The sequence below is a fragment of the Comamonas sp. UBA7840 genome, from assembly GCF_002501455.1.
Classification (GTDB): domain Bacteria; phylum Pseudomonadota; class Gammaproteobacteria; order Burkholderiales; family Burkholderiaceae_C; genus Comamonas; species Comamonas jiangduensis.
The window spans coordinates 1-14,774 of the sequence record NZ_DLTI01000023.1 but is presented as its reverse complement, the minus strand read 5'-3'; the positions used below and the strand labels follow the sequence as shown (position 1 = coordinate 14,774).

The following is a 14,774-nucleotide window of genomic DNA, read 5'->3' as shown; positions in this document are numbered from 1 at the left end:
CGCTTATTCGTCGGCAGGCGCATGTGCGGCGGACAGGCGGCGCAGCAGTTGCTGCGCCAAGTCAGAGTACATATTGCGGTAGAGCATGGCTTCTTCTTCGTCCTTGGCCAAAGCCAGGGATTCGCTGTAGCTCATCTCGCGTTTTTGCTGCAGCTCCGTGTCTTCCAGCCAGACGCGGCCTTGCTGGTCTACCAGGCGAAAGCGGGCAAATAAGCGCAGCTCCACCTCACGCACCTGGCCAGACACGGTCTTGGCCAAGATGATGCGCTGGCGGCGCTCGCCCAGCAGTTGCAGCGTGGCTTCGGCCGTGTCGGGCTTGGCGGGTGGCAGCACGACAGTGAGGTTGCCGCCCGCAGTGGCCAGATTGCGCAGCACTTCACGCGTGAAGGGGGAGCCTTCTGGCGCCTGGACATACAGCGTCTTGAAGGGAAAGGACGGCGCGCCACGCAGGCGAAAGCCGCAGGCACTGACCACGGGGGCCAGCGCCATCAGGGAAAGCAGCGTACGTTTACGCATGGCGGTCATCCTTGGGTTGCGTTAAACGACGATGTTAACCAGACGGCCCGGCACCACAATCACCTTCTTGGGCGTGGCGCCGTTGGTGAACTTCAAGGCGTCTTCGTTGGCCACGGCAATGGCTTCGATCTGCGCTTTGTCGGCCGAGGCGGGCACCAAAATGGCTCCGCGCAGCTTGCCGTTGACTTGCAGCATCAGCTCCAGCTCGTCTTGCACCAAGGCCTTGGGGTCGACTTCGGGCCAGGCAGCATCCAGCAAGTCGCCTTGCTTGTTGGCGTAACCCAGCTCCTTCCACAGCATGTGGGTCAGGTGCGGCGTAGCGGGGTAGAGCACACGCAGCAAGATGCCAAAGCTCTCAATGGCTGCGATCTGGCCGTCGGCCGTCTCCATGCCCTTGAAGGATTCCAGTGCGTTGATCATCTTCATCGCACCCGACACCACAGTGTTGTACTGCATGCGCTGGTAGTCGTAGTCCACCTGCTTGAGCACGGTGTGGATCTCCAGGCGCAGGGCTTTGGCGTCTTTACCAAACTCGACGTCGTCCAGTCGGTCCAGGCCCAGCGCCAGCATGATGGCCGGTGTGTAGTTGATGCCCAGCAGCTTGTGGCCGAAGTTGTAGACGCGGCGCAGGAAGCGGTAGCTGCCTTCCACGCCAGAGTCGCTCCACTCCAGCGTCAGCTCTGGGGGCGAGGTGAACATGGTGTACAGGCGCGCGGTGTCGGCGCCGTACTTCTCGATCAGCTCTTGCGGGTCAATGCCGTTGTTCTTGGACTTGGACATGGTGCCCACGCCCTCGTAGTCGATGGACGTGCCCACGGGCAGCAGGCCGTCGGCGCTGTCCACTTCCACTTTCAGCTTGGCGCCGATGATCTTGCCCGCTTCGTCATAGACGTGTTCCACATCCTTGGGCCAGAAGTATTCCTTGGCGCCCTTGGCGGTGCGGCGGCTGTAGATGTGGTTGAGCACCATGCCTTGTGTCAGCAGCTTGGAGAAGGGCTCGTCCACCTTCACCAGGCCCAGGTCGCGCATGACCTTGGTCCAGAAACGGGCGTACAGCAGGTGCAAGATGGCGTGCTCAATGCCGCCGATGTACTGGTCCATGGGCATCCAGTAGTCGGCGCCGTCGGCCACCATCTGCTCGCGGTTTTGCGCATCGCAATAACGCATGAAGTACCACGAGCTGTCCACGAAGGTGTCCATGGTGTCGGTCTCGCGGCGGGCAGGCTTTCCGCAGCAAGGGCAGACCACGCCTGCGTGGAATGCTTCACTTTTTACCAGTGGGTTGCCTGAGCCATCGGGCACCAGGTCTTGCGGCAGCACCACGGGCAGGTCTTGCTCGGGCACAGGCTGGGCACCGCAATCGGCGCAGTGGATGATGGGGATGGGGGTGCCCCAGTAGCGCTGGCGGCTGATGCCCCAGTCGCGCAGGCGCCAGGTGGTCTTCTTCTCGCCCAGGCCCTTGGCTGTGACCAGCTCGGCCACCTTGTCCACGGCTTGGCTAGGCATCAACCCGTCCAGCGGGGCGCCACTGTTGTAGACCGAAATGCCGCCCGCGTGCTTATCACCGTACCAGTCCTTCCACTCGCCTTGTGGGTCAACGTAGAGGTAGTTTTCGGGATCTTGCAAATTGCCTGCAGATGTACCTACTTCTTGATAATTCGCTTTCCAGCAACGGATGACTGGCTTGATTTCAATGCTGTACTTCTTTGCAAACGCAAAGTCGCGCTCGTCGTGCGCAGGCACGCCCATCACGGCGCCGTCGCCATAGCTCATCAGCACGTAGTTGCCGACCCAAACTTCCACTTGCGCGCCGGTCAGCGGGTGCGTGACAAACAGGCCCGTGGGCATGCCTTCTTTTTCCTTGACCGCCAGCTCGGCTTCGGTGGTGCCGCCTTTTTTGCATTCCTCGATAAAGGCTGCCAGCTTCTCGTTGGCAGCAGCGGCGTGCAGGGCCAGCGGGTGCTCGGGCGCCACGGCGCAGAAGGTCACGCCCATGATGGTGTCGGCGCGCGTGGTGAAGACGTACATCTTGCCGTCTTGAATCAGCTCACCGGCGGCATTCTTGATGTCGTGGGTGAACGCAAAGCGCACGCCCGCCGACTTGCCGATCCAGTTTTCCTGCATCAGGCGCACCTTGTCGGGCCAGCCCGTCAGCGTGGCCTTGTCGTTGCCGACCTGCACATGGTCCAGCAGCTCTTGCGCGTAGTTGGTAATGGCCAGGTAGTAACCGGGAATCTCGCGCTTTTCCACCAGTGCGCCGGTGCGCCAGCCACGGCCATCGATCACCTGCTCGTTGGCCAGCACGGTCTGGTCGACCGGGTCCCAGTTCACCACCTGGGTCTTGCGATAGGCAATGCCTTTTTCCAGCATCTTCAGGAACAGCCACTGGTTCCACTTGTAGTACTCGGGGTCGCAGGTGGAGATTTCACGGCTCCAGTCGATGGCTAGGCCCATCGCCTGCATCTGCTTTTTCATGTACGCGATGTTGTCGTACGTCCATTTCGCAGGCGGCACCTTGTTCTTCAGTGCGGCGTTCTCCGCGGGCAAACCGAAAGCATCCCAACCCATGGGCATCAAGACGTTGTAGCCCTTCATGCGCAGCTGGCGCGTGAGCATGTCATTGATGGTGTAGTTGCGCACGTGGCCCATGTGCAGCTTGCCCGATGGGTAGGGCAGCATGGAACAGGCATAGAACTTTTTCTTGTTGCTGTCCTCTACGACACGGTAGGCATCAGTGGCGGCCCAGTGGTCGTGCGCAGCGCGCTCGACCTCAATGTGGTTGTATTTGTCTTGCATGGAGCTGGTAGATCGGTTGTGCAGTCAAAATACTGCTTCTCTTGGATTTTAGGCGCTTGGGGGCATTCCCTTGCGCGTGAACGGGCGACCCTTTAAGTGCGGCTTGCCCGTGTTTCCCCCTGAAGACTTGAATTTGTGTCATTCGCTGCATGTGAAATGCGGGCGGAGGTAGGTATCTGTGGATTTAACTGCGATTGCTTTTTATGCCGAGATGGAGCCTTGGGCCCAGGCGACCTCGGGTTTGATGGTGTTGGCCCTGCTGGCTTTTGTCTCGCGCTTTGTGGTGCAGGGCGTGCTGTTTCATTTCATCCGCCTGTGGCGCCGTGCCATGCCTGGCGCGGGGTGGGCGCCGATTCTGTTGCACGACCATGTGCTGGTGCGCATGGCCAAGATCGTGCCTTCGGTGGTGGTGCAACTGGGCATCCATTGGGTGGAACACCTTCCTGCCAACGGCAGCAAAGCGATTGCCAATGTGGCAACGGCGCTCACGGTCTACCACGTGGTGCGTGTGATTGCCACCTTGCTCAGTGAGATCAATGACGCCCATGACCGCCACGATGGCCCCAAGGTCACGCAAACCAACTCCATCAAAAGCTATGTGCAGTTGGGCAAATTGATGGCCTACATCATTGGTGCCCTGCTGATTGCCGCGGCCATCATGGACCGCTCGCCCCTGCTGCTGCTTTCGGGGCTGGGCGCGATGTCAGCGGTGCTGATGCTGGTGTTCAAAGACACCATCTTGTCGTTCGTGGCAGGGGTGCAGATCGCCTCCAACGACATGATGCGCGTGGGCGACTGGATTGAAATGCCCCAGGTGGGGGCGGATGGCTTTGTGGTGGACATTGCCCTGAACACCGTCAAGGTGCAGAACTGGGACAAGACCATCACCACCATTCCCACATGGAAGCTGATGAGCGACAGCTTCAAGAACTGGCGCGGCATGTTCAACTCGGGTGGGCGCCGCATTCTGCGTGCGCTGCATATCGACGCGGCCACGGTGCACCTGCTCACACCCCAGGAGCGGGCGGCGCTGTCCAATATCGCGCTGCTCAAGGGGTACTGGAGTGAGCGCGATGGCCTGCTGGCCCAGCCAGAGGCTGCGCAAAACGCCATGCCCACGCAAGCCATCGCGCCGGAGATGGTCACCAACCTGGCGGCGTTCAAGGCGTATGCCTACGCCTACCTGATGGCCCACCCGCGTATTGCCAAGGGGCCCGGCATGTTCTTGCTGGCGCGCACCCTGGAGCCGTCGCCAACCGGCATTCCGCTGCAGCTGTATTGCTACACAGCCACCACGGTGTGGGTGGAGTACGAAGGCATTCAGGGTGAAATTTTTGACCACTTGATTGGCGTGATGCCATTGTTTGGGCTGGCGCTGTACCAGCGCTCGTCGGACTACAGCCACCGCCAGATCGTGCAGGCGCTGCAACACGACGGCGACGCCGCCTGAGCCCGCCGCAGCAAAACCGTGCCCGCACGCAAACGCGGGCGCACTGGGATAATTCGCAGCTATGACTAAGCACAGAGTGGTCGTTGGCCTGTCCGGCGGCGTAGATTCAGCGGTAACCGCCTATTTGCTCAAGCAGCAAGGGCATGACGTGGTCGGCATCTTCATGAAGAACTGGGAAGATGACGACGACAGCGAGTTTTGCTCCAGCCGCCAGGACTTCCTGGACGCGGCCAGCGTGGCCGATGTGATTGGCATCGAGATTGAGCACGTCAATTTCGCCGCCGACTACAAAGACCGCGTGTTCGCCGAGTTTTTGCGCGAATACCAGGCGGGCCGCACGCCCAACCCCGACGTGCTGTGCAACGCCGAGATCAAGTTCAAGGCCTTCCTGGACCACGCCATGCGTCTGGGCGCCGAAAAGATTGCGACGGGCCACTACGCCCGCGTGCGCCACAACACCGAAACCGGGCTGTACGAACTGCTCAAGGGCGTAGACAGCAGCAAGGACCAAAGCTACTTTTTGCACCGGCTGAACCAGGCGCAGCTGTCCAAGGCGCTGTTCCCTGTGGGCGAACTGTGCAAGACCGAAGTGCGCCGGATTGCGGAAGAAATTGGCTTGCCCAACGCCAAGAAAAAAGACTCCACCGGCATCTGCTTTATCGGAGAGCGCCCCTTTCGCGAGTTTCTGAACCGCTACATCAGCAAGGAGCCCGGCTGGATACTGGACGACCGCAACCGCCGTCTGGGCAAGCACGTGGGCCTGAGTTTTTACACGCTGGGCCAGCGCTCGGGCTTGGGGATTGGCGGCGTCAAGGAAAAGGGCGCGGCCCGTGGCGCGGGCGACCATGCGCCCTGGTTCGTGGCGGCCAAAGACATGGAGAAAAATGTGCTGCGCGTGGTGCAGGGGCACGACCACCCCATGCTGCTGTCACGCCGCCTGGATGCCGACAGCGCAAGCTGGGTGGCGGGCAAGCCCCCAGTGGCTGGCACCTATGGCTCGAAAACGCGTTACCGCCAGCCGGATTCCCCGGCGGTGATTGGCAGCGATGCCACCGACACCCACTTCCGCCTGAACTTTCCCGAGGCGCAATGGGCGGTCACCCCTGGCCAGTCTGCCGTGCTGTACGACGGCGAGGTGTGCCTGGGCGGCGGCATCATCGCTGCGGTAGACCCCAAGGATTGAGGCGCGTGGAGCGCAGGAATATGCGCTAGCCCCGACGCAGGCGGCTGCAGTCAAAAAAGAAGAAAGGCTCTGAAGTGATTCAGAGCCTTTTTGCCTTCTGGTGCTTATCTGGTAAGCGCTAGCAGCTATAGTTTTAAGCGTTAAGCTGGGTGTGCGCCTTGGCAAGCCAGTCGTGCAGGTGCTGGTGCAAGTCGCTTTGGCTGAAAGAGCAGCTTTCCTCGGTGAACAAGGCGCTGGATTCCAACCGGTCGAGCAGCTGTAGCAGCACCTGCCCGTAGCGTTCGGGCAGGGCCGACAGCAGCGCTTGCGAAGCACGCGCCTGGTTGTTCAGCGTGGATGCGCTGATGCTGCCGTCCTCAAAGCGCTGCAGTGCATCTTGGAAAGCCTGGAGCTGAACCCAGGCATCGGTGGGGGCGGTCATGGTGGTCTCCTGCAGATGGACGTGCCGGTGTATGTGTCGGTGTGTCCAGTGTATGGCGACCTCACAGCCCTGTCTGTGTATGGGGCTGGCGTTCTCGGCGAGAATGGCGGCATGAACGCGCTGAATATTGCCGAATATATGCACACCCTTGGTTTGCAAGCAAAAGTGGCCTCTGCCCAGATGGCACGGGCGAATGCTGCTACCAAAAGCAAAGCTCTGCTGGCGTTGGTACGCCTGCTGCGTGAGAGCGTAGAGGCTTTGCAAGTCGATAACGCCAAGGATCTGGAGCGGGCCGTAGCCAATGGCTTGGCCGCGCCCATGGTGGATCGCCTGCGGCTGACGCCCAAGGTGCTGGAAACCTGCGCCCAAGGCTGTGAGCAGCTGGCCCACATGCCGGATGTGATTGGTGAAATCTCGGGCATGAAGCAGCAGCCCAGCGGCATTCGCGTCGGGCAAATGCGTGTGCCGATTGGTGTGTTCGGCATGATTTTTGAAAGCCGCCCCAACGTGACGATTGAGGCGGCCTCTTTGAGCATCAAGAGCGGCAATGCCTGCATTTTGCGTGGCGGCTCGGAAGCGATTGAGTCCAACAAAGCCTTGGCCCAACTGGTGGCGCGGGCCATGCAAGAAGCGGGCTTGCCCGCCCATGGGGTGCAACTGGTGGGCACGACCGACCGCGAGGCCGTGGGCCAGCTGATTGCCATGCCTGACTATGTGGACGTCATTATTCCGCGTGGGGGCAAGGGCCTGATCGAGCGCATCAGCCGCGAAGCCAAGGTGCCGGTCATCAAGCATCTGGATGGCAACTGCCACACCTATGTCGATGACCCTTGCGACATGGCTTTGGCCGTGAAGGTGACGGACAACGCCAAGACCAACAAGTACAGCCCCTGCAATGCCACCGAGAGCTTGCTGGTGGCACGCGGTGTGGCGCAGGAGTTCTTGCCCCAAATCGGCGCGATTTTTGCCGCCAAAGGCGTGGAAATGCGCGGCTGCCCCGAATCGCTGGCGATTTTGCAGTCTGTAGCAGGCCTGCAATTGGCTGCCGCCACCGAGGCCGACTGGAGCGAAGAGTACCTGGCGCCCATCATCAGCGTGAAGGTGGTGGACGATGTGGACGCGGCGATTGCCCATATCAACCAGTACTCCAGCGGCCACACCGAGGCCATCCTGACGCGCGACCATGTGCACGCGCAGAAATTCTTGCGCGAGGTGGACTCGTCCAGCGTCATGGTCAACGCCAGCACCCGCTTTGCGGATGGCTTTGAATATGGCTTGGGCGCAGAAATTGGCATCAGCACCGACAAGTTCCATGCACGTGGGCCGGTAGGCATTGAAGGCCTGACCTCGCTCAAATACGTGGTGTTGGGCGAAGGTGACGTGCGCGGCTAAGCCATAGGTACACAATGCAAAGGCGGCCTCGGCTGCCTTTTCTTTTGCATGCGCGACAACACCAAGGACAGTGCATGAAGATCATTATTTTGGGTGCGGGCCGTGTGGGCTACAGCGTGGCGGAGAGTCTGGTCTCGGAGCGCAATGACATCACGGTCATCGACACCGATGCGCAGCGCTTGGCGGAGTTGCAAGAGCGCTTTGACCTGCGCGGCGTGGTGGGCAACGGCATCGATGTGCAGGTGCTGGCGGATGCCGGGGCCGCCGACACCGATTTGCTGATTGCCTGTGCCGCGCAGGATGAGACCAATTTGGTGTGCTGCAAGATTGCGCACATGGTGTTTGGCATTACCACCCGCGTGGCACGGGTGCGCTCCTCAGGGTTTGACATCAACCAGCCCTTGATGGGGCCGGAAGGCTTTGCGGTGGATGCCATCATCTGCCCCGAAGCCTCGCTGACCCGCTACATCCGCAAGCTGATTGAGTACCCCGATTCTTTGCAGGTGCGCGAGTTCGCCGGTGGGCGGGCGTGCCTGTCCTCGGTGCGTGCGCGCTTGGGGGCTCCGGCTGTAGGCATGCGCATTGGGGATTTGCGTTTGCACAACCCGGAGTTGGGACTGCGCATTGTGGCCATCTACCGCCGTTTTGCGGATGAGCCCGACCGCTTTATCCGCTGCGACGGTGTGACGCGGATTGAGCCCGGCGATGAAGTCTTTGTGCTGGCGGCCAGCGAGCACCTGAAAGGGGTGCTGGATGCTTTTCATCGCCCCAGCGGCCAAAAAGCGCGCACCGTGCGGCGTATTTTGATAGCAGGTGGTGGGCAGGTCAGCCTGCAACTGGCGCAGGAGCTCTCTGCGGAGTCCCGGGATTTCAATATCAAAATCATCGAAGATGACCCCCAGCGCTGCGCACAACTGGCGTCGGTACTGCCCAGTGAAGTGCTGGTGCTGCAAGGCAATCCGACTGATGAGGATTTGTTCGCGGATGAAAACGTCGATGAAACCGACCTGTTTTTGGCGCTGACGGAAGACGATGAAAACAACATCATGGCCAGTTTGCTGGCCAAGCGCATGGGAGCCACGCGCGTGCTGGCGCTGATCAACCGCCGCAGCTATGCCGATTTGATGCATGGCACGCAAATTGATATTGCGTTGTCACCCGCCCAAGCCATGCTGGGGGAATTTTTGGCCCATGTGCGCCAGGGCGATGTGCAGGCGGTGCACAGCTTGCGCCGCGGCGTGGCAGAGGCGCTGGAGATTGTGGCGCGCGGTGATCGCAAAAACTCCAAGGTGGTGGGGCGCAAGGTGGGTGATCTGAAGCTGCCGCATGAGGTGCACATTGGGCTGATCATTCGCGGCCTGCCAGATACGGAAGATATTCGTGCGCAGGCCGAGGGCGCTGAGCCTGAGGTCATCATTCCGCGCAGCCACACGGTGATTGAGAGCAATGACCACGTGGTGTTTTTCCTGCCGAATAAGCGCCTGGTGCAAGAGGTCGAGCGCCTGTTCCGCGTGAGTGCGACTTTCTTTTAACGGCAGAGGCAGCGCATGCGCGATCTATTTCCTGTCTTACGCGTGCTGGGCGTGCTGATGGTGTTCTTTGCCCTCAGCATGAATGTGCCGCTGGCGGTGTCGTGGTTATGGCAAGACGGTATGTGGCAGGCCTGGCCGGCATCCATGCTGGTCACCGCAGTGGTGGGGGTGCTGGTGTGGTTCTTCATGCGCCACCACAAGCAAGAGCTTCAGCCGCGCCACGGGGTTATTTTGGTGACGCTGGTGTGGGTGTGCCTGCCTTTGAGCGCTGCGCTGCCCATGATGCTGGTCTACAACCAGATGGGCCAAGACCTGTCATTCACCTATGCCTACTTTGAGGCGGTTTCAGGGCTGACGACGGCGGGCGCTTCGGTGCTCAGCAATCTGGATACCTTGCCGGTGTCCCTGAACATCTGGCGCACCTTTTTGCAGTGGATTGGCGGCATGGGCATTTTGATTTTGGCGGTGGCCATCATGCCGTTGCTGGGTGTCGGGGCCAGCCAACTGTTTCGCGCAGAAGCGGCGGGGCCTGTCAAAGACACCAAGCTCACGCCGCGTATCACCGGTACGGCCAAGGGGCTGTGGGGCGTGTATGCGGTGTTTTCCATCAGCTGTTTCTTGGCATTTTGGTGGGGTGGCATGACGCCGTTGGATGCGTTGATGCACATGTTCACCACCGTGAGCCTGGGGGGGCTGTCCTCCCATGATGCGAGTTTTGCCTACTTCCAGTCACCGCTGCTGGAAGCGATTGCTTTTGTCTTTATGGTGGCCGCCAGCTGTAACTTTGCCTTGTACTTTGTGGCCATGCGCAAAGGCAATTGGCGTGGTTTTTGGCATGACCCCGAAATGCGCGCCACCGTGGGGGTGTTGCTGCTGGGGGGCTTGCTGGTGGCGCTGCTGCTGTGGGTCAAAGGCATCTACGGCCCGCTGGATGCCTTGCGCTACGGCATGTTCAATACGGTATCGGTCGCCACCACCACGGGCTTTGCCACGACAGACTATCTGACGTGGCCGGTGTTTGCGCCGGTCTTCATGTTGATTTTGTCTGGCATGGCGACCAGTGCAGGTTCCACGGGCGGAGGCATCAAAATGATGCGTATGCTGATTTTGTTCAGCCAGGCGCGGCGTGAGCTGACAAGGCTGGTGCATCCGCGCGCAGTACAACCGGTGGTGCTGGGCGGGCGCGTTGTGGATAACCGCATGATTTTTGCGGTTTTGGCCTTTATGCTCGTGTATGGCGGCACGATTGTGCTGCTGAGCATGGTGTTGATGCTGACGGATTTGGACCCTGTAACGGCTTTTTCCGCTGCCATTGCCAGTGTGCACTGCTTGGGGCCTGGGCTCGGTAGCATTGGACCGACTTCTTCATATGCCACGTTGACAGACTTCCAAATCTGGGTTTGTACACTTGGTATGTTGTTGGGGCGGTTGGAGATTTTGAGCTTCATCGCCCTTTTGACTCCGGCATTCTGGCGCAGGTGAGTAAGCACCTGCGTATGATCCGGGGCATAAGGGTAAACACTTAAGTTTGCAGCGATTACTTACAATTACATAACCACCGTCGTTCAAGGACACACATGGTTCCACATCTCATCACCGCTTTGACTGGCCCGATCAACGAGTTAGAGCAGCGCATCATCGACTCCATGCCCGCTATTGAGCGCTGGTTCAGGCTGGAGTGGATGGAGCACACGCCGCCGTTTTACAGCTCGGTGGATATCCGCAATTCGGGTTTCAAGCTAGCGCCAGTGGACACCAATCTGTTCCCCGGTAACTGGCAGAACCTGACCGACCAGATGTTGCCCCTGGCCGTGCAGGCCACCATGGCAGCGATTGAAAAAATCTGCCCCGAGGCGCGCAACCTCCTGATCATTCCGGAGAACCACAACCGCAACCCCTCGTACCTGAGCAACCTGGCGCAGCTGCAACGTATCTTCAAGATGGCAGGGCTGAACACGCGTCTGGGCTCGATCAGCCCGGACATCAAGAAGCCAACCGAGCTCAAGTTGCCCAATGGCGAGACGGTGCTGCTCGAGCCTGTGCTGCGCACCAAGCGCCGCATTGGCCTGAAGCACTTTGACCCTTGCACCATCTTGCTCAACAACGATCTGTCTGCCGGTGTGCCTGGCATTTTGGAAGAGCTGTACGAGCAATACTTGCTGCCACCCTTGCATGCAGGATGGTGCACACGCCGCAAGAGCCGTCACTTCCAAAGCTATGAAGATGTGGCCAAGCGCTTCGGTAAATTGCTGGGTATTGACCATTGGCTGATTCATCCCCTGTTCGCGAAAGCGGAAGGCTTGGACTTCAGCGAAGGTGGCAACATCGGTAACTTGGCAGAGCAGGTGGATGCCTTGCTGACCAAGGTGCGCCGCAAGTACAAGGAATACGGCATCAAGGAAAAGCCATTTGCCATCGTCAAGGCCGACAACGGCACCTATGGCATGGGCGTGATGACGGTGCGCGATGCCAAAGAACTGGATGACCTGACCAAGAAGGTGCGCAACAAGATGGGCATCATCAAAGATGGCCTGCCGGTGCAAGACTTCATCATCCAAGAAGGCGTGCAAACCTCGGAGCGCATGAACGATGCCGTGGCGGAGCCGGTGGTGTACACGCTGGATCGCTATGTGGTTGGCGGCTTTTACCGCATGCACCCCGAACGCGGCATCGACGAAAACTTGAATGCCCCCGGCTCTAGCTATGTGCCGCTGGCCTTTGCGCACAGCAACCACATGCCCCAGCCCGGCATGCACCCCGGTGCCAGCGCGCCCAATCGCTTCTATATGTATGGCGTCATCGCTCGCCTGGCCATGCTGGCTGCCAGCTATGAGTTGGAGGCCACCAACCCCGAAGCCGAGGTGTACGACTAAAGCCTGCGTGCAGCAATGCAGGTGGTTTTGTAAAAAATAAGAGCTGCTTGCGCTGGTATTTACTGGGATTCAGATTTATATCTATCTGAAATCCTTTGAATGCAAGCGCTAATAGCTCACCTTTTTAAAGCGCGTGGTGCAAGCCCCGCGCTTTTTTTGTGGCTGCCTGGGTGGGGAGGCGCGTTGGTGGTAGCGCACTGCAGCGCCTCTGCGCACAATGTGCAGCTATGCAATTTTTCAAAGACTTCAGCCTGTCGGCGTTGAGCGCTGGCTTTGTGGCGGTGCTGGTGGGGGTCACCAGTTCGGTGGCGCTGGTCTTTCAGGCTGCGCAGTCTTTTGGGGCCACGCCGGCGCAGATCAGTTCATGGATGTGGGCCTTGGGCTGGGGCATTGGCCTGTGCTGCGCGGTGCCGTCACTCATCTTGCGCCAGCCAGTGATGGTGGCATGGAGCACACCTGGTGCGGCTGTTTTGGCGGCAGCGGGTTTGACGGGGGGCTTTAGCATGGGCGAAGCCGTGGGCGCCTTCATGGTCAGTGCGGCCTTGATCGTGCTGCTTGGCTTTAGCGGCTGGTTTGAAAAGTTGATGGACCGCATTCCCGCATCGATTGCTGCAGCGCTGCTGGCGGGGGTGCTGGCAAGGTTTGGGCTGCAGGTGTTTGAGTCGGCACAAACAGCGCTGCCCTTGGTGCTTGCCATGCTGCTGGTGTACTTGCTGTCGCGGCGTTTGCTACCGCGCTACGCGGTGATGTGTACCTTGTTGGCGGGTGTTACCTATGCCGCAAGCCAGGGGCTGATGCACTGGGAGCAGGTGCAGTGGTCGCTGGCCAGGCCGCAATGGACCAGCCCGGTCTTCTCTTGGCAAGCGTGCATCAGCCTGGCCTTGCCTTTGTGTGTGGTCACTATGGCCTCGCAGAATTTGCCGGGCGTGGCGGTGATTCGCTCGGCGGGCTACCAGATGCCGGTCTCCAGATTGATTGGCGGCACGGGCGTCGTCAATCTGCTTTTGGCGCCTTTCGGTGCCTTTGGTCTGAACTTGGCGGCCATCACTGCCGCCATCTGCATGGGCCCCGAAGCGCATGCCGATCCCTCCAAGCGCTATACCGCTGCGGTGTGGTGCGGCCTGTTTTATGTGCTCATCGGAATCTTTGGTGCCGTGGTGGCAGGGCTGCTGGCTGCTTTCCCGAAAGAATTGGTCATGGCCATTGCGGGTCTGGCACTGCTGGGTAGTATCGGCGGTGGGCTGCTGGTGGCCATGCAGCAAGACAGCAGCCGCGAGCCTGCGCTCATTACTTTCTTGGTGACATTGAGCGGTGTGGTGATTGCGGGCGTGGGCTCTGCGTTCTGGGGCGTGGTCGCCGGCAGTTTGGCCCTGTTTGTGCAACAGTACAAACCTTGGCGTACAACTGAGCGCTGAACACTCTCTCTTTTATTGAACGGGGTTGCCCCCCCTGCTTGCCATGCAATTGCTTTTCGTTGCCGATCCGCTGGAATCCTTCAACACCAAAAAAGACACCACCTTTGCGATGATGCGTGAGGCGCAGCGACGCGGCCACACAATCTTTGCGACGCAGCCGAAAGATATGAGCTGGCAGGTGGGCGGCAAGGTCATGGCCCAGGTGCGTGAGATTCGCCTCACGGGTGATGCACACGCTTGGTTTGAAGAGCTGGCGGTCGCTCAGCAGGCGCTCGCTGCTTTTGATGCCGTGCTGATGCGCAAAGACCCGCCCTTTGATAGTGAGTTCTTCTATGCCACCCACATGCTCACTCAGGCAGAGCGGGAAGGTGCAAAGGTCTTCAACAAGCCCGCAGCCTTGCGGGAGCACCCGGAAAAAATGGCGGTGATGGAGTTTCCCGAAGTACTGGGCCCCACCTTGATCACGCGCAGCGCCCAAGATATCCGTGCTTTCCACGCACAGCACCAAGACATCATTTTGAAGCCGCTAGATGGCATGGGCGGCATGGGCATCTTCCGCGTGGGTGCGGATGGCATGAACCTTGGCTCCATCATCGAGACCTTGAATCAGCAGGGTGCAACCAGCGTCATGGTGCAAAAGTTCTTGCCGGAGATTGCGTTGGGTGACAAGCGCATCCTGATTATTGGCGGCAAGCCTGTACCTTATTGCTTGGCCCGCATTCCCCAAGGTGGCGAAGTGCGTGGCAACTTGGCAGCTGGTGGCAAAGGGGTGGCCCAGCCGCTGAGCGATACAGACCGTGCGATTGCGCAAAAGCTGGGGCCCATCTTGGTGGAGCGTGGTTTGTTGCTGGTGGGCTTAGATGTGATTGGTGACAAGGTCACCGAGATCAACGTTACCAGCCCCACCTGCTTCCAAGAAATCCAGCAGCAAACAGGTTGTGACGTTCCCGCCTTGTTCGTCGATGCACTGGAGCAAGCCGTCCAGCAGTGCTAAACCTCATGGCAAGCAACCGCCGCAAGGCGGTTGCAGGGAAATTCAAGGGATTTCCCTAAAGCTGCTCAAAACTAGGTATACAATTGCGTTCTTCGCTGGTTACGCTGATGCTGATCACGAAGAAAAAGAAGATCAAAAATTCTTTTTCAAGCACCAAGAAATTGGTGCTACAATACAAGGCTTCGCTGATCGCAGCGAGTCA

Annotated in this window: 12 protein-coding genes; 9 read left to right on the top strand and 3 right to left on the bottom strand. The window is 59.6% G+C overall.

Going from position 1 to position 14,774, the window contains the following annotated elements:
• Positions 1-3: 3 nt before the first annotated feature.
• Both lptE and leuS read right to left on the bottom strand, forming a co-directional pair.
• Entirely contained in the window at positions 4-516 is a 513-nt protein-coding gene (gene lptE, locus B3R00_RS08115) for an LPS assembly lipoprotein LptE (RefSeq protein WP_286998570.1), read from the bottom strand.
• 21 nt (positions 517-537) lie between these two features.
• Positions 538-3,312 carry a leucine--tRNA ligase gene (gene leuS / locus B3R00_RS08110; protein ID WP_286998569.1) on the bottom strand — a complete coding sequence of 925 codons (2,775 nt, stop codon included), beginning with the start codon at positions 3,310-3,312 and terminating at the stop codon, positions 538-540.
• Positions 3,313-3,523: 211 nt separating this feature from the next.
• Between leuS and B3R00_RS08105 the strand changes: the two genes are divergently transcribed.
• The gene (locus B3R00_RS08105; RefSeq protein ID WP_286998685.1) at positions 3,524-4,762 is read left to right on the top strand and encodes a mechanosensitive ion channel family protein; all 1,239 of its coding nucleotides are present in this window, start codon (positions 3,524-3,526) and stop codon (positions 4,760-4,762) included.
• A gap of 61 nt (positions 4,763-4,823) precedes the next feature.
• Positions 4,824-5,945 (top strand): tRNA 2-thiouridine(34) synthase MnmA, encoded by a 1,122-nt coding sequence (gene mnmA / locus B3R00_RS08100; protein ID WP_286998567.1) that lies wholly within the window; start codon positions 4,824-4,826, stop codon positions 5,943-5,945.
• A 133-nt stretch (positions 5,946-6,078) separates the two neighbouring features.
• Here the strand turns inward: mnmA and B3R00_RS08095 are convergent, their stop codons facing one another.
• Entirely contained in the window at positions 6,079-6,366 is a 288-nt protein-coding gene (locus tag B3R00_RS08095; protein WP_286998566.1) for a hypothetical protein, read from the bottom strand.
• Positions 6,367-6,477: 111 nt separating this feature from the next.
• Between B3R00_RS08095 and B3R00_RS08090 the strand changes: the two genes are divergently transcribed.
• From B3R00_RS08090 to B3R00_RS08060, 7 genes are all read left to right on the top strand, one after another.
• Complete coding sequence (locus B3R00_RS08090; RefSeq protein ID WP_286998564.1) at positions 6,478-7,758, top strand: glutamate-5-semialdehyde dehydrogenase; 1,281 nt, start codon at positions 6,478-6,480, stop codon at positions 7,756-7,758.
• 74 nt (positions 7,759-7,832) lie between these two features.
• Positions 7,833-9,290: a Trk system potassium transporter TrkA gene (trkA, locus tag B3R00_RS08085; protein WP_286998563.1), complete on the top strand. Its 1,458-nt coding sequence runs from the start codon at positions 7,833-7,835 to the stop codon at positions 9,288-9,290.
• A 15-nt stretch (positions 9,291-9,305) separates the two neighbouring features.
• A complete protein-coding gene (locus B3R00_RS08080) occupies positions 9,306-10,772 on the top strand; it encodes a TrkH family potassium uptake protein (RefSeq protein ID WP_286998561.1) in 1,467 nt (488 codons plus the stop codon).
• Positions 10,773-10,867: 95 nt separating this feature from the next.
• The gene (gshA, locus tag B3R00_RS08075) at positions 10,868-12,163 is read left to right on the top strand and encodes a glutamate--cysteine ligase (RefSeq protein ID WP_286998560.1); all 1,296 of its coding nucleotides are present in this window, start codon (positions 10,868-10,870) and stop codon (positions 12,161-12,163) included.
• Positions 12,164-12,390: 227 nt separating this feature from the next.
• Complete coding sequence (locus B3R00_RS08070; RefSeq protein WP_286998559.1) at positions 12,391-13,578, top strand: benzoate/H(+) symporter BenE family transporter; 1,188 nt, start codon at positions 12,391-12,393, stop codon at positions 13,576-13,578.
• A 43-nt stretch (positions 13,579-13,621) separates the two neighbouring features.
• Complete coding sequence (gshB, locus tag B3R00_RS08065; protein ID WP_286998557.1) at positions 13,622-14,572, top strand: glutathione synthase; 951 nt, start codon at positions 13,622-13,624, stop codon at positions 14,570-14,572.
• The coding region (locus tag B3R00_RS08060) for a hypothetical protein (RefSeq protein ID WP_286998556.1) at positions 14,541-14,774 on the top strand (234 nt) is incomplete at its 3' end. The genes gshB and B3R00_RS08060, both read left to right, overlap by 32 nt.

Coding starts and splice junctions, on each gene's coding strand:
- lptE (WP_286998570.1), bottom strand. CDS start 516: ATGCGTAAACGTACGCTGCTTTCCCTGATGGCGCTGGCCCCCGTGGTC.
- leuS (WP_286998569.1), bottom strand. CDS start 3,312: ATGCAAGACAAATACAACCACATTGAGGTCGAGCGCGCTGCGCACGAC.
- B3R00_RS08105 (WP_286998685.1), top strand. CDS start 3,524: ATGGAGCCTTGGGCCCAGGCGACCTCGGGTTTGATGGTGTTGGCCCTG.
- mnmA (WP_286998567.1), top strand. CDS start 4,824: ATGACTAAGCACAGAGTGGTCGTTGGCCTGTCCGGCGGCGTAGATTCA.
- B3R00_RS08095 (WP_286998566.1), bottom strand. CDS start 6,366: ATGACCGCCCCCACCGATGCCTGGGTTCAGCTCCAGGCTTTCCAAGAT.
- B3R00_RS08090 (WP_286998564.1), top strand. CDS start 6,478: ATGAACGCGCTGAATATTGCCGAATATATGCACACCCTTGGTTTGCAA.
- trkA (WP_286998563.1), top strand. CDS start 7,833: ATGAAGATCATTATTTTGGGTGCGGGCCGTGTGGGCTACAGCGTGGCG.
- B3R00_RS08080 (WP_286998561.1), top strand. CDS start 9,306: ATGCGCGATCTATTTCCTGTCTTACGCGTGCTGGGCGTGCTGATGGTG.
- gshA (WP_286998560.1), top strand. CDS start 10,868: ATGGTTCCACATCTCATCACCGCTTTGACTGGCCCGATCAACGAGTTA.
- B3R00_RS08070 (WP_286998559.1), top strand. CDS start 12,391: ATGCAATTTTTCAAAGACTTCAGCCTGTCGGCGTTGAGCGCTGGCTTT.
- gshB (WP_286998557.1), top strand. CDS start 13,622: ATGCAATTGCTTTTCGTTGCCGATCCGCTGGAATCCTTCAACACCAAA.